Here is a 21,637-nt window from a genome sequence, read left to right as displayed (position 1 = left end):
TATTCTTGAAGTGAGTTCAACGCGCTTCGTAACTGAATGTGGTTGCGCAGGGAGTTCAGCTTGTCCCAGAGAGACGGGGCGCGTCTTGCTGTGGAAGTTTCCGTTTCCCCCTCCCAACGGACGAGATCCCCGACTCCTTCCCCCTTTTTTATTGCCGGTCAGGCAATGTTAGGGGGGAATATTTCTTGTCTAATCCAAAACCAGCCTTCTACAATGGCGTCATCGCCGCGGTTGGTCCAAAAGTTCGCGAAGGAGCCGGATTTGGAAAAGTTGAGCAGCAGTCGAACGTCGAGATTCTTTCGGCTGACCCGATCGTTTGGCTGGCTGTTGGCAGTCGCTGGACTCTCTTTACTGGCCCGTCCCTGTGTGGCGGAAACCTTGGCCGAGGCGAAGGAGTTGTTTCGTACCGGCCAATACGCAAAGTGTGTGGACGCGGCGGGTGCAGAAATCTTCGAGGGGACGTTTTCGGAAGAGTGGCGCCTGCTGAAGCTGGAAAGCGAAATGATTCTCGGCCGTTACGCCGACGCAGTGAAGACGCTGGAAGAGGCCAAGAAGGTCAACACCTACAGTATTCGTCTTCGTTGGTTGGAGCGAGACGTTCGCCGTTTCCAGGGAGAATCAGCCAAAGCGAGAGAAGTGCTCGCCGAGATTGCCGCCGAGGTCGAACGGTCGAGCGGCCGATATCGCTCTCCTGAAGACATGGTCGTAATTGGGCAATTCTTCCTTGAAATCGGGGCCGATCCCAAACAGATTCGGACCACGCTCTTTAAGCAGGTTCAACAACGAGCGCCCCGTTTTTCCGGCGCATACATCACCGCGGCGGAGTTGGCGCTGGCCAAGAATGATTTTGCTTTGGCTGCCGAAGATTTTCAGGACGCCCTCAAAATCGATCCGGACAACCCACGGATCCTGTATGGACTGGCGCGGTCATTCGAGCCAAGCGATTCAAAAAAAGCGGAGCAGTATCTGAATCTGGCGCTCGAAATCAACCCGAATCATATTCCCAGCTTACTGTTAGCGGCGGAAGCGCACCTGCAGACAGAGCGATACGAAGAGACTGAAAAAATAATTGAGCAGGTGCTCAAGATCAATCCCGCCCAACCGAAGGCCTGGGCGATTCGCGCCGTATTGGCCCATTTAAGCAGCGATGCCGCCAAAGAGACGCAAGCTCGAGACGAGGCGCTGAAACATTGGACCGATAATCCCGAGGTCGACTATCTGATCGGCAAGTACTTAGCGCAGAAATATCGTTTTGCCGAAGCTGCCGCCGCCCAGCGTAAGGCGCTGGCGTTCGACTCCGACTATCTACCGGCCAAGATGGAGCTTTCTAACGATCTGCTGCGTCTAGGAGACGAAGAAGCAGGCTGGAAGCTGGCTGAAGAGGTCTTTGACGCCGACAACTATAACGTGGTCGCTCATAATCTCTCGACCCTGCACGAGCATATGGCGAAGTACCGCACGTTGATCAGCGACGGTTTTGTGGTGCGAATGGACGCCAAAGAGGCCGAGATTTATGGCCCGCGGGTGCTCGAACTATTACGCGAAGCGAAACAGGTATTATGCGACAAGTATGAGGTTGAACTTCCGGAAACGGTTGCGATCGAGATCTTTCCGCGCCAGCAAGACTTTGCGATCCGGACGTTTGGCTTGCCGGGCGGCGCTGGATTTTTGGGGGTCTGTTTCGGCAGCGTCATCACGATGAACTCGCCGGCATCGCAAGGCAACACTCCTTCCAATTGGGAGGCCGTACTTTGGCACGAGTTTTGTCATGTGGTCACGTTGACCAAAACGCGTAACAAAATGCCGCGCTGGTTAAGCGAAGGGATCTCGGTCTACGAAGAAGGTTTACGAGATCGCTCGTGGGGACAATCGATGTCGCCGACCTATCGCAAGATGATCTTGAGCGACGATCTGACGCCGGTCAGTAAGTTGAGCGGCGCATTTCTCCGTCCCCCCAGCGCCACTCATTTGATGTTCGCTTATTACGAATCGTCGATCGTTGTGGAGTTTATCGTCGATCAATTTGGGATCGACGCGCTGCGAGCGATTCTTGACGACCTGGGAAAAGGGCTGCAAATCAATGACGCGATCGCGCGGCATGCGGCGCCATTAGATGTGATCGACGCAGGCTTCGAACAATATATTCATGAGCGCGCGCAAGCGTTCGCCGCTGGAGCCGATTTTTCCGAGCAAGAGTTACCTGCGCGGGCGGATGCGGCGACTTGGCGAGAGTGGCTCATGCAGCACCCCGACAATTTCAAGGGTTTGCATCAATATGCGATGGCGCTGATCAACGAAGAAAAATGGGAAGAAGCACAAGAGCCGATCGAGCGACTCTTGGAATTGGCGCCAAACTACGCCGGCGAGGGGAGCGGCCTGCCGATGAAAGCGAAGATTTCTCGCGAAACGAGCGATACCCAACAGGAGATCGCAGTGTTAGAACAATTGGCGGAGCTCAGCGCCGATAGTGTCGCGGTCTATCGACGCCTTGCCCAACTGTACGAAGAGCAAGCGGACTGGGAGGCTGTCGTTGTCAATGCGAAGCGAATCCTCGCGGTCAATCCGCTGATCCCAGAACCACATCGATTAATGGCGACGGCAGGCGAACGCTCAGGTGATCAATCCGCGGCGATTCATGGTTTGCAGGCGCTTTCTTTGATGGATCCCTATGACCCGGCCGACGTTCATTTTCGGGCCGCCCGTTTGCTGGAACAAGTAGGACGGTTCGAAGAGGCTCGCAAGCAAGTTTTATTGGCGCTGGAAGAGGCTCCCCGCTATCGCGAGGCGCACCAACTGCTGCTTTCGCTGACGGAGACCAGCGACGAGACCCCCGCCCCAGATTCTGCGCCGCCTATGGAAGAGGTCGAATGATCTTGAAACAAAAATGGATACGGTGGTGCACGGCGATGGTCGTCGTCGCAATCATCACTGGCGTCGTCTTTGCTCAATTTGGGCCAGGGGGACGATTTGGCGGCCGGCGGGGATTTCGTGGCAGTGTGCCCGAGATCGGAGCAAAGAATGACTGGGAAATCGACGAGCATTTCCAACACGACGCGTTCCGTTTTGCGCGGGTCAAATACAACTCATATGGGTGGCGCGACAAGTGGGCGGTCGACTTTCCTGAAAGCGATTTGAATTTACCTCACCGCTTGCGAGAACTGACTTCGATCGAGGTCCATCCCCAGAGCGTGATCGTCGAACTGACCGACGAAAAATTGTCAGACTATCCGTTTCTCTATCTGGTCGAACCGGGCGACATGATGCTGTCGGATGACGAAGTCCGCGGGCTACGCCGTTACCTGCTGAACGGCGGCTTTCTGATGGTGGATGACTTTTGGGGCGAGCAAGAGTGGGACAACTTCTATCAGAACATTAAGCGGGTCTTTCCGGATCGTGAGCCGGAAGAACTGCCGCTGGAGCATGACATTTTTCACCTCGTCTACGACCTGCAGGAAAAGCCGATGATCATCAGCATCGGCGCCTGGATGGGGGGACGACGAACCGAACGCCCCGACGCCCAGGAAGCGCACTACAAAGGCATCTTTGACGACAAAGGGCGAATGATGGCGATCATCTGCCACAACACCGACCTAGGGGACGGCTGGGAAGAAGAAGGAGTCGATCCGACCTACTTCAAAGAATACTCGGAGCGTTTCGCCTATCCCCTGGGAATCAACATCATTACCTACGCGATGACGCACTAAGTCGGCTTTGCCGACGTCGCGCGATCCTCCTCCTTTGACATCAGTGAGAAAGTCCATCTATCGTGAGTACCGAGACCGAAGCTTACGCCGCCGAGCAACAGGCGGTCGAGCAGATCCGAGTCGGCCGTGAACGAATTTTGGCGGAGTTGTCAAAGGCGGTCATCGGGCAGCAGGAAGTGATCGACCAATTGCTGCTTTGCCTATTCGCCGGCGGACACTGCTTGATTACCGGCGCGCCGGGCTTGGCGAAGACGCTGCTCGTCAATTCAATCTCGCAAATCTTCGACCTTGAGTTTCGACGGATTCAATTTACGCCAGACTTGATGCCGGCCGATATCACCGGCACCGAAATTCTGGAGGAGACGCACGACGGCAAGCGAAAGTTGCAGTTCGCCAGAGGCCCGATTTTCGCTAACGTAATTCTCGCCGATGAAATCAATCGAACCCCGCCGAAGACTCAGGCAGCGCTGTTGGAAGCGATGCAGGAACACCAAGTGACCGCGGCCGGCGTCCGTTATCCGTTGGAAGAACCTTTCTTCGTGCTGGCGACGCAGAACCCGATCGAGATGGAGGGAACCTACCCGCTTCCAGAAGCGCAGCTCGATCGCTTTATGTTCAATATCTGGATGGACTATCTGCCCGAAGATGACGAAGTTGCGGTTGTTAGCCAAACCACGTCGCGCAGTAACGAGCCGATCAGTTCGCTCTTTTCCGGTGAGGACGTCTTACGGTTTCATCGTGTGGTCAAAAAAACGCCGATTGCCGAAAACCTGGTGCGCTATGCGGTTCGGCTTGCGGATGCGTCCAGGCCCGGACGTGCGTCGACGCCTGATTTTGTAAACGATTGGGTCACCTGGGGCGCCGGATTGCGTGCGGCACAGTATCTAGTGCTAGGAGCAAAGGCGCGAGCTTTGCTCCTCGGTCGTCCGCATGTCGCCGTCGAAGATATCAAGGCGCTGGCGCATGTTACCTTGCGACACCGGATTCTCATCGGCTATCGCGCCGAAGCCGAAGGAGTCACGGTTGAGAAAGTGATCGATAAATTACTGAAAACCATTCCAGTGCCGGGGGCTTGATGAGCAGCGCATCAATTCCAATCGAGAACGCAACCAACACCGGATCGGGACAAAAAAAGTCTTCGTTCATTGATCCCGGTTCGCTGATGCGGATGAAGAACCTCGAGCTTCGCGCACGAGCGATTGTCGAAGGTTTCTTATCGGGGCTACATCGTTCTCCCTATCACGGATTTTCGGTTGAATTTACAGAGTATCGCCAATACTCGCCCGGAGACGATCCGCGTTATCTTGACTGGAAGCTATTCGCTCGGTCCGATCGATATTTCATCAAGTGTTTTGAGGACGAGACCAATCTCCGCTGCCATTTACTTGTCGATCTCAGTCGTTCGATGACCTACGGCACTGTTGGCTACAACAAAGCCGATTACGCGAAGACGGCCGCGGCGACAATCGCCTACTTCCTCTCGCTGCAGCGTGACGCGGTTGGTTTGCTGACTTTCGACGAGTCGATTGTCGATCTGATCCCTCCCCGGTTTCGTCCCGGGCACATCCATCAGTTGATGATGAGTCTGGAACGCGCGCCCACCGGCACGGCGACCAATCTTGAGAAACCGCTGGAACAGGTCGCCGCGACCGTCGTGAAGCGGGGAGTCGTCGTCTTGATCTCGGACTTGCTGGCGCCGATTGGATCGCTCCAGAAGAATCTCAGTTATCTACGGACGCGCGGACACGAAGTTATCCTTTTACGCGTGTTGGATCCGCGAGAAATCGATTTTCGCTTCGATAAGCCGGCGATGTTCCACGATATCGAATCGGGACGAGATCTTTACATTGATCCCGACGCCGCGCGAGAAAACTATCTGTCGGCGTTTCAAGAGCATTCCGGCGCGGTGCAGACGATTTGCAATCAGTTAGGAATCGAATTGCATCCAATCTCGATCGATCGACCGCTCGAATTGATCCTCTTTGATCTGCTCGCCGATCGCATGAAACGAGGTCGTGGATCCGTTCGGCAGAGAAGGCCGGCCGGAGGCTCGTCATGAGTTTACTCTACGGAGCATTTCTCCTGGGAGCGTTGACAATCGCGGCGCCGCTCTTGTTTCACTTGATCCGCCGGACTCCTAAAGCCCGTTACGAATTTAGTTCGTTGATGTTTCTTCAGCCGTCGCCGCCGCGGTTGACGCGACGGAGCCGATTGGACGAATGGTTGTTGCTGCTGTTGCGAGCGTTGGCGATCTTGCTGTTGGCGTTCGCCTTCACGCGACCTTACTTCCGCACTCAGGCCGAATTGTCACTCAGCGACGCGCCGCAGCGGCATGTCGCGATCCTGGTCGATCGCAGCGCCAGCATGCGCCGAGGCGCCGTCTGGGAGGATGCGATCGCCGAAGTGAATGCGGTGATTGACGATTTGGAACCGACCGACGAAGTCTCGTTGTTCGCTTTCGACGAAAAGTTGGAAATGCTCGTAGCGCCGAAAAATTCGGATGGTTTCGAGCAAAATCAACGTCGCGAGCTGGTTCGAAACAAATTGGACGAGCTATCGCCCACCTGGGGAGCGAGCCATTTAGGAACAGCATTGCTCGGTGTAGCCGAGCGATTGGAAGCAACCGACGATCTGCATCAAACGCACGCTGCGCTGCAAATAGTGCTGGTGGGCGACATGCAGGCCGGATCGCAGTTGGATGCGCTGCAGACCAACCAATGGCCAAAGGCGGTCCGCTTGGAAGTTCACAGCGTGGTTCCCGCCGACGTGTCGAACGCCCGCGTTCGTCTCGTCGAGTCGCAAGAGGAAGACGCCGACGGTGAGCGTGTTCCGCGTGTTCGCGTTCGAAACGTCGCCGGCTCTCAGGTGGAACAGTTTGAGGTAGTCTGGAGCGATGGCGTCGAAGATCAATCAAGGCCAGTTTCGTTTTACGTGCCGCCGGGCGAAAGTCTGGTCTTGGACGTTCCGTTGGAGATTAGCAGTTCGCCATCAGACCGATTGCTGCTACGCGGCGACGGACCGGGGCTCGATTTTGACAACACCTTTTATCAAGTCCCTGCGGTTCAGGAACAAATCCGCCTAGCCTATTTTGGCTCCGACGCCGAAAATGACTCAGACCAAATGCGGTTCTATCTTAGCCGAGCCTTTGGCGAAACGCCTGCTCGCAAAGTGGAAATCGAAGCCGTTGAAACCGCAACCATGCCAAACTGGGAATTTGACGCGGCGCCGTACTTCGCGGTGATCACTCAATCACTAAGTGCGCCGCAACAAGATGGGGTCAACCAGTTTCTAGAGCAAGGAGGAAACGCACTGGTCGTACTCAGCAGCGACGACATGGTCCGTGAAATGGGAGCCTGGTTAGGTGGTGTCCAGCCCTTACCGCAGGTCGACCAGGATCGCGCGGCGAAAGATTCCTACGCCCTCTTGGGACATATTGATTTCCAGCATCCGCTGTTCGCTCCGTTTGCAGGCGCCCGCTATAACGATTTTACGAAGATTCGTTTCTGGCGACATCGCCAGGTAAGTCTGGACGAAGTCGACGGCGCCACCGTTATCGCGCGGTTCAGTGATGATGCGCCTGCGGTCTGGTCGGTTCAGCGCGGAGAGGGAACGTTGTACGTTATGAGCGCCGGTTGGAGCCGCAGCGACAGCCAGTTGGCGCTGTCCACCAAGTTTTTACCGCTGCTCTCTCGTTGGTTAGAACTAGCCGCCAAGGGGCGTCTCACATCGCAGTCGTACGTTGTCAATCAACCGGCGCCGCTGCCTGCCGCCCGCGGAAAACGAGTTGTGCGAACGCCTATTGGTGACGAGATTGGATTGACCGAGCAGGACAACGTGTTCACCGCGACCACAATTCCCGGCATCTACACGCTGCTTGACGAAGACCAGGAAACCAAGTTCGCGGTCAATGTCGCTGATCGCGAAAGTGAAACGGATCCGCTCGACATTCAGCGGCTTGAGCAGTTTGATATTGCGTTGGGCGCGGCGCCCTCGCAAATCGCGCAGCTCGATCAGATGCGACAACTTCGCGATATTGAACTTGAAAACCGTCAGAAGATCTGGAAGTGGCTCATCGTCGCCGTATTGATCCTGCTGGGGATCGAAACATGGCTCGCAGCGCGTCGAAGTCGTCAACCTGTTCAGGTCACGGGAGACCTCGCATGATGGATCGTCAACTCAAAGGCCAGCTGCAATGCGTCGGCCAGCGGGTCCGGGCATTTCGCATCTGGTGCGGCGTGGGGATCGTCCTCTTTTCGGTCGCGATTCTATTAGGCGTCGTGTATGGGATCAGCAAATACTACGGCCTGGTCGTGGAAGGAGTGGTTCCGATTGCCATGATCTCCGCGGTGTTTGGATCGTTGGTCGCGATGGCCATCGGCATCGGATCAGGGCGAAACATGCGCCGCTTGGCGCACCAGATTGAAGCGCGGTTCCCGCAACTCAACTCGGCCTTGTTGACCGCGGTCGAACAAGATCCTCACATTTCGCCCCAAGGGCTGGGCTATCTCCAGCGCGCCGTCGTGGATAAGACGCTGCATCATGCGCTGCGTCACGACTGGCGAACCTTAATTTCCCGCGCCCAGATGGGGATGGCGCGCTGTTTGGCGATGAGCGGATTTTTACTGTTGATCGTCGCAGTCGTCGCCCTTCAACGGCTTAACGTTGACCTGATTGCGAAGAATCCCGACGCAACTCTCCAGTTTGGCGACGTGGTGCTGAGCGGAACCCAATACGAAGCGAGTATTGAGCCTGGCGATACCGAAGTCGAAAAGGGGACCAGTCTGTTGGTGCTTGCGCGGTTCGCCGATCGTTTGCCGCCGGATGCGACCCTTCAATATACGTCACTCGACGGCCAAGAGAATTCCGTCGCGATGTCGCAGTCGCTGGATGATCCGCTGTTCGGCGGACGAATCGCAGCTGTCACCGAGACGCTGCACTATCGCGTCATCTTCGGCGATCAAGTCACCTCCGATTATACGGTGACGGTCTTTGAGTATCCGCAACTGCTTCAGGCCGACGCCAAGCTCGTCTTTCCCAGCTACACCGGTCAGGCCGAAAAATTGGTGCAAGATACGCGCCGCGTTTCGGCGGTCGAAGGGACCGAGTTGACCATTGCATGTCGCGTGAACAAACCGCTGGCCAGCGCCCAGTTTATGGAAGAGACGAAAGAAGGAACAGAACCCCTCGCGCTTCTGCCCGATCCGACCGATCCGCTGACTTACACGGTATCATTCGACGTCGACAGGTCCCGCCAGCTGATGCTGCGTTTGACCGATGGCGCCGGCCGAACCAACAAGCATCCCGCCGACTTTCGCATCGTCATGATTGCGAATCGCCCTCCCGATATTAAGCTGGCTCAGCCGTCGCGCGATATCGAGGTTTCCCCGATCGAAGAAGTCGATCTGGCCGCTTCGGCATGGGACGACTTTGGTCTCAAGCGGGTCGGCGTCAGCTATTCGATCCCCGGCAAGCTGGAGCGGGAGGTGCTGCTCGGGGAAGAGTTCCCGACGAAAGAACGGATCCAGGCCGAACACCTGTTAGCTTTCGAGGAGTTGGGCGCCGAACCGGATCAGCTTCTCTCGTGGTACTTCTGGGCCGAAGATATTGGTCCTAGCGGCGAGAGTCGCCGAACGTCCAGCGATCTCTTCTTCGCCGAAGTCCGTCCCTTCGAGGAAGTCTTTCGCCAGGGAGAACAACCTCCTGCAGGCTCGCAGCAACAGCAGCAACAACAAGGGGGTCAGAACGCCGAGCAGGCGCAAGAGCTGGCCGAACTACAAAAGCAAATCATCAACGCGACCTGGAAAGTGATTCGCCGTGAGACTCGCGAGCAACCGACTTCCCAGTATAGCGGCGACCTCCAACTGCTGGTCGAATCGCAGCAAGAGGCGCTCGCTCAAGTCGCCGAGTTAGAGCAGAACCTGCAAGATCCGCAGTCGCTCGAACATGTGGAGCAGGTCAAAAAGTCGATGCTGCAAGCGATTTCTACACTAGAAACGGCAGCCAGCGGACCCAAAATTGCTGAACTTCAGTCGGCGCTCGGCCACGAACAAGCCGCTTATCAAAGCTTGCTGCGCCTGCGAGCCCGCGAACATGAGGTCGTCGAGTCGAGCCAATCGCAGCAATCGAGTCAGTCTCAGCAATCGCAGAGCAGCCGTTCACAACAACAACTGCAGCAATTGCAACTTCGCGAAGACGAAAATCGCTATGCTCAGCAAGAGCAAGCCCAAACCGAGCAGCAACAAGAGGCCCGCGAAGATCGGCAGATCTTGAACCGGTTGAAGGAACTTTCCCAACGTCAAAACGATCTCAACGAGCGGATCAAAGAGCAGCAAGGGGCGCTCGAAGCGGCCGAAACCGCAGAAGAGCGAGCCGAGGCTGAGCGACAGCTGAAACGCTTGCGGGAAGAACAAGAAGAGATTCTCCGCGATACCGAAGAGTTGCAGCAGCGGATGCAGGAGCCTGAGAATCAAGAGCGAATGGCCGAAGAGCGTCAGCAATTGGAACAGGCGCGGGAAAACGTCCGGCAATCAGTTGATGCGTTGCAAGAACAAATGGTCACCCAGGCCGCTAACGCCGGAACTCGCGCACAGAGCGAACTCAACGAACTACAAGACGAATTTCAGAAGAGATCTTCCGGAGAATTTCAACAAGAGGTCCGCGATCTGCAGCAGCAAGCGGAAGAACTAGTGCAGGAAGAAGAAAAACTGGCCGAGCAGCTCGAACAACTTCGTAGCGGCGGTAAGGAAGAGGACAACTCGCTCCGTGATTCTGGTCAACGTGAAGAGACGCAATCGCAACTCGCCGAACAACAGCAGCGGCTGGAGCAGTTGTTGAACCAGATGCGGGAAACGATCGAAGCAGCTGAGGATTCGCAACCACTGCTGGCCGAAAAGCTGTACGAATCGATCCGCGACACCCGCATGACAGATCCGCAGAAAGCGCTCGACGCCGCCGAGTCTTCGCTGCGACGCGGATTTTTAGACGACTCGATTCGGCAGGAAGAGCAAGCGCGGGAGAGCATCGGTCAACTTGCCGAAGGAGTCCAACAGGCCGCCGAGCAGATCCTAGGGGACGAGACCGAAACGCTACGTCGAGCACTGCGTGAACTGGAGCAATTGAACGAAGAGCTCGAAGGAGAACTCGCCCGCGCGGAAGGACGCGAACCCAACCAACCCGGCCAGAATCCAGGGCAACAACCATCGCCAGAGGCTCAAGAATCTGGTGAGCCAGGTCAACAACCAGGTCAACAACCAGGTCAACAACCAGGGCAACAACCAGGGCAACAACCAGGGCAACAACCAGGGCAACAACCAGGGCAACAACCAGGGCAACAACCAGGGCAACAACCAGGGCAACAACCAGGGCAAGGTCAGCCAGGGCAAGGTCAGCCAGGCAGTCCTTCGGACTCGCAACAGAGCCGAGGCGGCGCTCAGGGCGCATCGGCGGGCAGCGGTCTGGATCGGTTCTTGCAGCAGGGGGGCTTTCAGCCGACTTCGCCTTTCTCGGGCGATGATTTCATCGACTGGTCCGATCGGCTTCGTGATGTCGAAGAGATCGTTGACGATCCGCAGCTCCGAGCGGAAGCGGCTCGCATTCGGGATGAAGCCCGCGAGATTCGCCGCGAAATCAAAGGCCAATCCGAGGCGCCGCAGTGGGATATCATCCAGGAGAAAATCTCCAAACCGTTGACCCGACTCCAAAACCGAGTTGCGGAAGAACTACTCAAGCGAACTGCCGACGACGCCAGGGTTCCGATCGACAAGGATCCTGTCCCCTCGCAATACGAAGATGCCGTTCGTCGCTATTACGAACGCTTGGGGAGCAGTGAATGAGCGACTGGATTCGCGAACAATGGATATTGGAGTGGCCCAACGTCTGGGCCGATCGATACTGGATCATTCCGGCATGGTTGCTCGGCGGCGCACTTTTCTTGCTGATCGTTTGGGCCTATCGCATGATCGAAGCTCCCCTGTGGTTGAAGCTTTGCTGCGCCGCGCTCAAAACGCTGGCCGTTGCACTGTTGGCGATGATTTTGATCGAACCGATGCGGAGCGAATCGAAACCGGTTCCCGGCGCCAATCTGTTCGCGATTCTCGTCGACCGTTCGCAAAGTCTGCAGGTTACCGATCGCGGCCAGTCGTCCACGCGGGCCGACCAGCTGAAGGCGCGGCTCGATCGCAGCGAAGCCTGGCAAGTTCGTCTGGGGCAGGAGTTTGACGTCCGTCGTTACGCATTTGATAGCCAACTCGCTCCGGTTTCCGATTTCCAAGAGTTCGCCGCCGCCGGCGAGGCCTCATCGATTGTGACATCTCTCTGGGCCGTGGCTGATCGTTACGCCGAGCGTCCGATCGCTGGGATCCTGCTCTTTACGGACGGCAACGCGACCGATCTTTCCGACGAGAATATCGATTGGAGCCGATCTCCGCCGATCTTCCCGGTGATCCTGGGCGATGAACAGACCGCCAATGACATCGGCGTGAGACGGGTGACAGCGAATCAAACCAACTTCGAGGCCGCGCCAGTCACGCTCACCGCTGAGATCGAAGGAGAAGGGTTCGCCGGCAAGTCGGTCGAGGTCGAACTGCTCGACGACCAAGGAGAGCGTTTACAAACGCAAACGGTCAGCGATATTCGAGACGATCAAATCTTCTCCGTCCGGTTTCAAGTCAAACCAACGCAGCGCGGCGTTCTCTTTTATCAGGTCCGCGCTTTCGCAAAATCAGAGTCAGGCTTGTTTGAAGACGCGAGCAAAAGCTCGGAAGCGACGTTGCTCAACAACGGCCGAATGGTGGTCGTTAACCGTGGTCAAGGACCGTACAAAGTGCTTTACGTTTCGGGGCGACCGAACTGGGAGTTCAAGTTTTTGAACCGCGCCCTAGCCGGGGATGACGAGATCAAACTTGACGCATTGGTCCGCATCGCCAAACGAGAACCAAAATTTCAATTTCGTGATAAGGACTCCAACGCAAATCGAATTTTCACCAACTCGGACGACGAAAAGAACGAGCAGGTAGAGCAGTACGACGAAGCGGTGTTGCTGCGCGTAGGACAGCTCGAACCGGGGGAGCTGACCGGCGGTTTCCCGAAATCGCCGGACGAATTATTTGAGTATCACGCGCTGATTCTGGATGACCTAGAAGCGGAGTTTTTTACCCAGGATCAAAAATCGCTCATTCAAGACTTCGTCAGCCTCCGCGGCGGCGGCTTTCTAATGCTCGGCGGAACCGAATCGTTTGGCGAAGGGGATTATCATCGCACGCCGATCGGCGACTTGCTGCCGATCTACCTGACCGCAGTCGCTAAACCGCCGCAACAAGCCGAATTTGCATTGGAGATGACCCGCGAAGGATTGCTCGAACCTTGGGTGCGTGTCCGCGCGACCGAACTGGAAGAAACTGAACGCCTGAAGGAGATGCCGCGACTACGCACGCTTAATTCGGTCGGTGTGCTCAAGCCGGGGGCGACCCAGTTGTTGACGGCTCCGCTGGAACATGGCGAATCGCGCCCCGTGCTGGTTACACAGCGATTTGGCAAAGGACGGACCGCCGCGATGTTGATGGGCGATTTGTGGCGCTGGAAATTGCACCAGAAATCGCCCGACAATGAGGATCTCGAAAAAGCCTGGCGACAGACCGTTCGCTGGTTGGTCGGCGACGTCCCGCAAAGAGTGAAAGTCGAAACGATTCGTCAGCAAGCCGATCCCAATCGTCCGCTGGAGATCGCGGTTGAGGTCAACGACGAGAATTTCAAACCGCTCGACAACGCCAGCGTGACGATCGAGGTCAATACGCCGACCGGTGAGACGCTGACGCTGACCGCCGAAGCGAAGGACGCCGTTTCTGGCCAATATGCGGTCAGCTATGTTCCTCGCACGTCGGGCGCCTATCGCGCCAACGTAACCGCGCGGAATCCCGACGGCAGCGAAATCCAACAAACTGATACCGGTTGGGTATCGGAACCGGCCGGCGAAGAATTTCTCACGTTGAAACCGAATCGCAATTTTCTGGAAACAATCGCTCAGCAGTCAGGCGGCGAAGTCGTCCGGCTAGCCGATCTGGACGAGTTCGTGCGAACCTTGTCGGAGCGAGACATTCCGATTGTCGAACCAAAAGTGCACGCGGTTTGGCACACTTGGGCGGTCTTCCTGTTGGCGGTTGGTTTGCTGGTGTCGGAATGGGGACTGCGACGATGGAAAGGACTAGCCTGAGATGATGTGGTTTGTGGCTTGTTTCGCACTGATGTCTGGCGCCGAATCAGAACCGGCAAAGCCAGATCCGTCGACCACCGTGCTCGTGGTGGTCGGGGAACCGGGCGAATCGCAGTACGCAGAAATGTTCACCAGCTGGGCCGACCGTTGGCGGGCAGCGACCGTCAAAGCGGAGAGTTCGTTCATCAGTATCGGGCTCACCTCCGCCGAAATGTCAATACAGGAAGATCGAGAGATCCTGCGTGATACGCTCGCTGCGCTCGAAAAAGATCCGCCGAAGACGCTCTGGATCGTCCTGATTGGTCACGGAACATTTGATGGTAAGAAAGCGAAATTCAACCTCCGCGGCGCCGACATCACGGCGACGGAATTGGCCGAACGACTAGCGCCCCTGACTTGTCGAACGGCGATCCTCAACTGCGCCTCGGCCAGTAGTCCCTTCGTCAGCGAGCTCGCCAGGGAGAATCGCGTCGTCCTGGCGGCGACCCAAAGCGGATATGAGCAAAATTTCGCTCGCTTTGGCGGATACCTCTCCCAAGCAATCGGCGACGCTTCGGGCGATCTCGACAAAGATGGCCAAACGTCGCTACTCGAAGCTTGGCTCGCCGCCGCCAAACAAACGCAGGAGTATTATGACTCCAACTCGCGTTTGGCGACCGAACATTCGCTGCTCGACGACAACGGTGATGGTAAAGGAACGCCTGCTGACTGGTTCCGCGGCATTCACATTATCAAAACTTCCAAAGACGAATCGCTCCCTGATGGAACCTTCGCCAATCAGTTTGTCCTGGTTCCCGGCGAAGATGCGCTGGTCCTCTCCGCAGAACTGAGACAGCAACGCGACGATCTTGAACGGCAACTCGTCGAACTCCGCCAACAGAAAGCGGAACTTGCGGAAGCGGAGTATCTAAGTCGATTGGAAGCAATTCTCCTACCGCTGGCGAAGATTTATCAATCTGCGGAACAACCGTAAGCAGTGGGTAGCGTGCGTCTAGACGCACTCCACTGAATTTTCGCTTTGGACTGTCGGTTGTCTTTCTCCAAGAATGAGCGCGGTGCAGCGAAGTATCTACTTAGGCGGCGCTCGGAGCGAAGAATTCTCCCGAGTTCAAGATAGGTTCAGATCGTCCGCATTTCTTCTTGCATTTTTTTCATCAAAATACGTTCAACCAAAAGTTTGCGGGGCCCCCTACGGCGCGGTATTATGCCACCAGAGTGGTTACGGAGGATTCGATATTGCGAAAGCGTTTCGTGTGAGATACTCGGTTCCTATCTTGTCACAATTCTGGTCTTGCTGCGCTAACCTGACACTTCGATCGATCCATTCGGCCCCTTTCTAATCTTCGGCCGTGGAATCAAGGAGAGACTATGAGTGAAGCTACAGTTTCCGCTGTTGCGGAAGCACACGAGAAGCTGGGTGATTTTACGCAGCGCGTCCAAGCGATTCGTGAGAGTTTGCACCAGGTGGTGGTGGGTCAGGATGATTCGATCGATCAGCTGTTGGTCTGTGCATTGACTGGATCTCATGCTCTGCTGGTCGGCGTACCGGGACTAGCCAAAACGTTGATGGTCAAAGCGCTAGCGTCGGCGTTTGGTTGGAAGTTTACCCGGATTCAGTTCACGCCAGACTTGATGCCATCGGACGTGACCGGATATGAACTGTTGGGGAGAGGAGAAGAGAGCCAAGGTCCGACGATGGTCTTTCGGCCTGGTCCGGTCTTTTCCAATCTGGTGTTGGCTGACGAAATCAATCGTGCGGCGCCCAAGACCCAGTCGGCGCTCTTAGAAGCGATGGCCGAGCAACAAGTATCGGTAGGTGGGCAAACCTATCCGTTGGAATCTCCGTTTCTGGTGGTTGCGACGCAGAACCCGATCGAACAGGAAGGGACCTATCCTCTGCCTGAGGCGCAGCTCGATCGCTTTATGATGGAGATCCGGTTCGGATATCCAACGCCGGAGCAGGAAGAAGAGATCGTCTTGAAGACCACCTCAGGTCCGATAGTCATGCCGGCAGCGGCGCTTACGCGAGACGAATTTCTGGAACTTCGCGACCTGGTCCTGGCCGTGCCGGTTCCCAAGAATGTCGCCAGCTATGCGGTGCGGATGTGCGGCGGCAGTCGCCCCGAAGATAATCGAGCTCAGGCAATGGTCCGCGACTATGTGTCGTGGGGCGCTGGACCGCGTGGATCGCAAAACTTGGTCCTGGCCGCCAAAGCATGTGCGCTGCTTGACGGACGAACGGCGCCGACCGAAGAAGATATTCGCCACGTGGCGGGCCCGATATTGCGACATCGCATCATCCTTAACCATCGCGCTATCGGCGACTCGGTGACTGCGCTGCAGATCATTGAGGGACTGTTGAAAGAAGTCCGATGACATCGCTCGCCCCGGGGTTGCGATTTTTTGACCGCCGCGCACTTTCCGCACTGGCCCACATGCGATTCACGACGGCGCATCGTGTCGAAGGATCGTTCAGCGGCCGTCACAAATCGCGCCAACAAGGTGGCGCCGGCGAGTTTGTCGACTTTCGTGAGTACAGCGGTGGGGAAGACTTGCGGCGGCTCGATTGGAAACTGCTGGCCCGCACCGGCAAAGGCTTTGTCCGGCTCCACCAGGAAGAAACGAACCTAGTCTGCATGTTGGCCATCGACGCTAGCGAAAGCATGGCTTTCTCGGGCGGCGATTCGCACAACGGATCGAAGCTCGAATACGCCCAATACCTGACGACGGCGCTCTCCTACATTATCAGTCTGGGGCAAGATCAAGTTGGCCTCGCGGTGCTCAAGTCGCGCCTCGAAGATCATCTGCAGCCAGGCGGCACTTCGGCGCACGTGACGCAGATTATGAGGCGGATCGAGCAGATCCAAACCACGACGACGACGCAATCGGCGCCAAGTTTGCGAGAACTCTTCGAGCGAACGACGCGCCGCGGCGTGCTTCTGTTCGTCTCGGACTTCTTGATGGAGGATTTGGACGAGACCTTCGCGGCGTTGCGATTGTTTCGCCATCGTGGTCTAGAAGTGTTAGCGCTGCACCTGATTCATCCCGAGGAAGAGACATTGCCGCAGGGCGGTTCGTTTCGATTTGAAGAGATGGAAAAGGGAGGATCATTGAACTGTACGCCGGATGAATTTAGGGCCGATTACCAACGACGATTTTCGGCCCATCAGGCGATGGTCCGACAGATGACCTTGGCCGCCGGTTGCGACTATCGCCGTATTTCGACTTCAATTCCATATTTAGAATCGCTCGGCGGATTTTTGAGAGAACGCTCGGGATAACGCTACTACTCGCGACATTGCCTCTTCGATCAGAACGGATACGTATGACTTTCGCGGCGCCATGGATCTTCGGTTTGGGCTTGTTGGCGGTCGCCGCGCCGGTGCTCATTCATTGGCTAACGCGACCGCGGCCTGTCGTCATGCGGCTTTCGACGTTGCGGTTTGTCCGCGAAGCGGTGCAAAGTCGCAGCGCGGCTAATCGTCTGCGCGATTGGATCATCCTCGCGCTGCGCTGCGTTGCAATCTTGCTGCTGACCGCCGCGTTCGCCAAGCCGCAATGGGGCGATCCGGCTCTGATTGTGGATGACGACGGAGACGCCGTCCGCGTGGTCGTGCTGGATGTGAGTCAAAGCATGGCTGCGGCCGCTGGAAACATCCCTGGTATCGAGCGTGCCCGAACGATCGCCGAACGTTACCTGCAATATCGCAGCGGACTGCGCACGAATTTGATCATCGCCGGCGCCCAGCCGCATGCCGTTTTCGAAAACGTATCAACCAACTTCGAGGCGCTCCGCGAAGAGCTGTCCCACACCGAAACGCGGCCTGAGCGAATGGATGTAGACGCGGCGCTCGAACTAGCGGCGCGTCAGCTTGCTCCGCTGAATGCAGAGGACCAGCGTCGGCGTGAGCTGATTGTGATTAGCGATTTTCAACGAAGCGGATGGGGCGCCGCCAATTTTGACGCGATTGCACCGGAGACAAAGATTCAGCTGGAGTCGACGGCGGGAGAAAAGACGCCGGATAACTGGGCGATATTGAGCGCTGTGTGTCAACCGATGGGAGCCCGACAAGATCGGGTGCTGTTGACCGTGCGAGTCGGCAACTACAGTCCGACCAGTCGCAATTTGACTGTCGAAGCCGAAATCAGCGACGCCGCGTATCGACTCTCCGGCGTCTGTGAGCCCCAGGACGAAGCGCTGCTGACGCAAGAGATTCCGATCCAGATGTCCGGCTGGATTGCAGGACAGGTTCGGCTGGTCGATATGGAAGATACGATACCTGCCGACGATTGGCGACCAATCGTCGCGCGGCTGCGTGGTGAGCCGCGGTATGTGCTGATCACGCAGCAAACAGAGCAGGGAACGTCGTCGAGTCATATCCTGGCTTGCGCTTTGGCGCCGGAAGCCGAATTGGATTCGGCGTCGAGTCGACTTCATCGCGTTCCGCCGCGTCTGCTTGATAATCAATCACTGACCAACGCTGATCTGATCGCGATTAACGATTGCGGCAAGCTTTCTCCGGAACATATCGGGGTGCTGGCGCGACAACTCACGCGGGGACGCTCGCTGTTGTATGTCGCGAGTGACCCGATCGACGCCGTCAATCTAGCGCAGCTGGTTGAAGAAAGTCAGCTGCAACTATCGGTTCGTTTTGCTCCTCCTGCGGCAGGAACGGAACGACATGACCTGCGCCTGGTTACGTTTGATTCTCCCCGACCGCCGTTGGCCAACTTTGGTGATAGTTTGGCGGCGTTGGTCGAGCCGCTTCGATTTGGTGGCGGACTGAGCATGCAAGGGGGCTCGCTCATCAATCCGGCGGCGGATGATTCGATCCGGGCTATGTATAGCGACGACACGCCTGCGATCGTGGTCGCGTCGACGGATTCTGGCGGGACGTTGGCGATTGTGAACGCCGACCTAACCAGCTCGAACATCTGGAAAACGGGTGCGTTGGTTCCCATTTTGGACGAGTTGGTGCAAGAGCTGCTCGCGACCGATTCTGGATCGGAGACTTATCTTTGCGGTGAAAAACTAGTAGCCCAAGTCGATACAGGGCGGCCAGCTGATACGCTTCGCATCGTGCGCGGTTCTGACTTACAGTCAGAGACGGACGAATCATTGGGCCGACTACTCGACGAAGGAAACGCTGTGCTCTGGCAGTGGGACGCGCCCGACGCTCAAGACGTCTATCAAATTCAAGATAACCGTGAAACCTTGTTTGCGGCGGCGATCGCGATACCTGCCGCAGAAGCCGACCTGTCGACATTGCCTGCCGATGTGGTGCTGGACCGGTTGGTTACCGGACACGAGGTTCATTTTTCAGCGCAAGATGCGAGTCGGGCGCTTACCCATGATCTGTGGAAGTGGTTCGCCGTCGGCGTGCTCGTTTGTATGTTGGTCGAGGTAGCGATGTTAATGGTCTTTCGAACTTGATTTTCCCATCGCAAAAAGGTTTGCCCTCTTGATCCGTTTCGATCCTCACATTCCGCTCGCTCTTTGGTTGCCGCTGGCGATTGCCGCCGCCGTGATCTTGGTGGTTTACGCGCTGCGTACCGCCAGCAAACTTCCGCGTCGTCGGTTGATTTGGGTGATGGGAGGGATGGGGGTTTGCATGCTGATCCCGCTTGTGATCCTGCTAAACCCGATTTGGGTGCAGCGCAGTCCTCCCCCGCCAGGTAAACCGTTGCTGACGGTGTTGATTGATCGTTCGGCGAGCATGGGGACTGCCGATGGAAACGCGAGCGGTCAGTCGCGTCTGGCGGTTGGACAAGCGATTGCCCAGAGCGTCGTTGACCAGCTTGGCGAGGACTACGAAATTCGACTCCGCACGTTTGATCAAACAACTTCGCCGACTGACCTGCAATCACTCGCACAGCTTACACCCGAGGGGGGCGTGACCGATCTGGCCGGCAGTTTGAACCAAGTGTTGGGCGATGATCGTCCGCCTGGTCAGGCGGTGCTGGTGTTAAGCGACGGGATTGATACGTCTGGCGCTTCGGCGGCTTCGCTACGGAAGATTGGCGAACGAGCGAAGGCGCTCAGCACGCCGCTGTTTGTCCATACGATCGGCACGCAAACCGGAGTGCGTGATCTCCAGATTTCGTTGCGGCAGTCGCAAGAGCTTGCGTTCGCCGAACAAGAAGTCCCGATCTCAGTCCGACTGTCGCACAGCTACGGCAGTCCTCAAACGACAGAGCTTTTGCTACAGCACAACGGCGAAACGGTTGAGTCCCGCGTCATCTCGCTGACAGATAATGCACCGACCGAAGAGCGGTTTTACGTCTCGCAAGCGAAGAGTGGGCTCTACAACTACGCAATTGTCGCTAAGCCATTGGAGGGCGAAGTCACTAACTTGAACAACGCGTCTACGTTGCAACTGCGAGTGATCGACCAACCGGTGTCAGTCTTGCTGCTCGAAGGAAAGCCATATTGGGATTCGAAGTTCCTCATACGCACGCTCTCCGCCGATCCGTCGGTCGCATTGACCAGCGTCGTGCAAATGGCGCCAGGTCGTTTTTTGCAGCGGCAGGTGCAGCGGGGCTCTGCAATCAAAGCTGATGCCGATGCAATAGATCCGACAAAGGTCTCTAGTGACCAGTGGAAGATTCACAAGGGAGCGCCGGAGGTGCTTTCCGATCCGGAGTTTCTGTCGCAATTTCAAATCATCTTGCTGGGCCGCAGCACCGAAGCCTATCTGACCGACGAGACGTTGCGACAGCTAAAAAATTGGCTGACCACCAGCGAAGGGACGCTCGTCTGCTTTCGCGGAGCGCCGGCGTCGCAGTTGAACCAACAGCTGGATGCGTTGATGCCGATAGAGTGGTCTCCTGATCGAGAATCTCACTTTCGTCTAGCGCTGACCGATATGGGCCAATCTGCCCAATGGCTGCCGGAGATGGGACAGAAGTTAGAACTGTTGCCCTCGTTGGCGGTGTCGGCGAAGCCGGATGATGTGAAGCCGCTGACAACGGTCTTGGCTACCAGTTTTGGCGAGACGGAAGCGGTTCCGTTGATTACCTTCCGACCTACGGGGCGCGGTCGAGTAGTTGTGCTGGAGGGCTCCGGCATGTGGCGCTGGGCCTTTCTGCCGCCGGAACATCAACAACAAGACGCGGTCTACGCGCAACTGTGGCGCAGCCTGGTTCGGTGGTTGGTTTCGCATGCTGGCCTGTTGCCGCACCAACAGATCGTACTACGTACCGACGCTGTCACGCTCAGTTCCAATCAACCAGCTGTGGCTACGTTGCTGCTTCGACCCGGCGTGTGGGAATCAACTCCCAGCGTTCAGTTAACCAGCGATTCGCTTGATAAACCGAAAACGATCGTTCCTGTCGGAGACGAAGAGAGCGGAGTTTTTCAGGTCAATTTTGGCCGCCTGCCGCCGGGACACTATACAGCGAACGCATTGGCCGACGCAGCGACGGAAAGTGCTGCAGAAACCACTTTTGATGTTACCGGCAATTTGAAGGAACGACTGGACGTGGTCGCGCGTCCAGTGACGATGCAAGATTTGGCCGATCGAAGCGGCGCCAAAGCGCTGGAAGGAGACGCGGTCGATCCGTTACCGGAGATGCTGCATCAGGCGTTTGTCGAGCATCGTGATCGCAATCGACCGGAACGAATTATCCGCACCTCTGCATGGGATCGCTGGTGGGTTCTGGCGTTGTCGTTTGGTTTGTGGGGTTGCACTTGGGCCATTCGCCGCATGTCAGGACTCATCTAACT

Annotated in this window: 12 protein-coding genes; all 12 read left to right on the top strand. The window is 56.7% G+C overall.

Annotated elements, in window-relative coordinates; translation table 11 throughout:
* The first annotated feature begins 261 nt into the window (after window positions 1-261).
* The 12 genes from M4951_RS13230 (at window position 262) to M4951_RS13175 (ending at window position 21,635) form a co-directional block, all read left to right on the top strand.
* On the top strand, window positions 262-2,871 hold the full coding sequence (locus tag M4951_RS13230; protein WP_262022127.1) for a tetratricopeptide repeat protein: 2,610 nt from the start codon (window positions 262-264) through the stop codon (window positions 2,869-2,871).
* On the top strand, window positions 2,868-3,704 hold the full coding sequence (locus tag M4951_RS13225; RefSeq protein WP_262022126.1) for a DUF4159 domain-containing protein: 837 nt from the start codon (window positions 2,868-2,870) through the stop codon (window positions 3,702-3,704). Before M4951_RS13230 ends, M4951_RS13225 begins: the two co-directional genes overlap by 4 nt.
* A gap of 62 nt (window positions 3,705-3,766) precedes the next feature.
* The gene (locus M4951_RS13220) at window positions 3,767-4,780 is read left to right on the top strand and encodes an AAA family ATPase (RefSeq protein ID WP_262022125.1); all 1,014 of its coding nucleotides are present in this window, start codon (window positions 3,767-3,769) and stop codon (window positions 4,778-4,780) included.
* Window positions 4,780-5,763, top strand: coding sequence for a DUF58 domain-containing protein (locus tag M4951_RS13215; protein ID WP_262022124.1), 984 nt, complete (start codon window positions 4,780-4,782; stop codon window positions 5,761-5,763). Before M4951_RS13220 ends, M4951_RS13215 begins: the two co-directional genes overlap by 1 nt.
* Window positions 5,760-7,868: a BatA domain-containing protein gene (locus M4951_RS13210; RefSeq protein WP_262022123.1), complete on the top strand. Its 2,109-nt coding sequence runs from the start codon at window positions 5,760-5,762 to the stop codon at window positions 7,866-7,868. Before M4951_RS13215 ends, M4951_RS13210 begins: the two co-directional genes overlap by 4 nt.
* Window positions 7,865-11,536 carry a DUF4175 family protein gene (locus tag M4951_RS13205; protein ID WP_262022122.1) on the top strand — a complete coding sequence of 1,224 codons (3,672 nt, stop codon included), beginning with the start codon at window positions 7,865-7,867 and terminating at the stop codon, window positions 11,534-11,536. Before M4951_RS13210 ends, M4951_RS13205 begins: the two co-directional genes overlap by 4 nt.
* Window positions 11,533-13,911, top strand: a complete 2,379-nt coding sequence (locus M4951_RS13200; protein ID WP_262022121.1) for a glutamine amidotransferase — start codon at window positions 11,533-11,535, stop codon at window positions 13,909-13,911. Before M4951_RS13205 ends, M4951_RS13200 begins: the two co-directional genes overlap by 4 nt.
* Before the next feature lies 1 nt (window position 13,912).
* Window positions 13,913-14,884 (top strand): hypothetical protein, encoded by a 972-nt coding sequence (locus M4951_RS13195; RefSeq protein ID WP_262022120.1) that lies wholly within the window; start codon window positions 13,913-13,915, stop codon window positions 14,882-14,884.
* A gap of 395 nt (window positions 14,885-15,279) precedes the next feature.
* Entirely contained in the window at window positions 15,280-16,287 is a 1,008-nt protein-coding gene (locus M4951_RS13190; protein ID WP_262022119.1) for an AAA family ATPase, read from the top strand.
* Complete coding sequence (locus M4951_RS13185) at window positions 16,284-17,192, top strand: DUF58 domain-containing protein (RefSeq protein ID WP_262022118.1); 909 nt, start codon at window positions 16,284-16,286, stop codon at window positions 17,190-17,192. Before M4951_RS13190 ends, M4951_RS13185 begins: the two co-directional genes overlap by 4 nt.
* 44 nt (window positions 17,193-17,236) lie before the next feature.
* Entirely contained in the window at window positions 17,237-19,345 is a 2,109-nt protein-coding gene (locus M4951_RS13180; RefSeq protein ID WP_262022117.1) for a vWA domain-containing protein, read from the top strand.
* Between the two features lie 28 nt (window positions 19,346-19,373).
* Window positions 19,374-21,635: a vWA domain-containing protein gene (locus M4951_RS13175; protein ID WP_262022116.1), complete on the top strand. Its 2,262-nt coding sequence runs from the start codon at window positions 19,374-19,376 to the stop codon at window positions 21,633-21,635.
* The last annotated feature ends 2 nt before the right edge of the window (window positions 21,636-21,637 follow it).

It is taken from the genome of Blastopirellula sp. J2-11 (genome assembly GCF_024584705.1).
GTDB lineage: Bacteria > Planctomycetota > Planctomycetia > Pirellulales > Pirellulaceae > Blastopirellula.
This window is presented reverse-complemented; position numbering and strand designations above follow the sequence as displayed.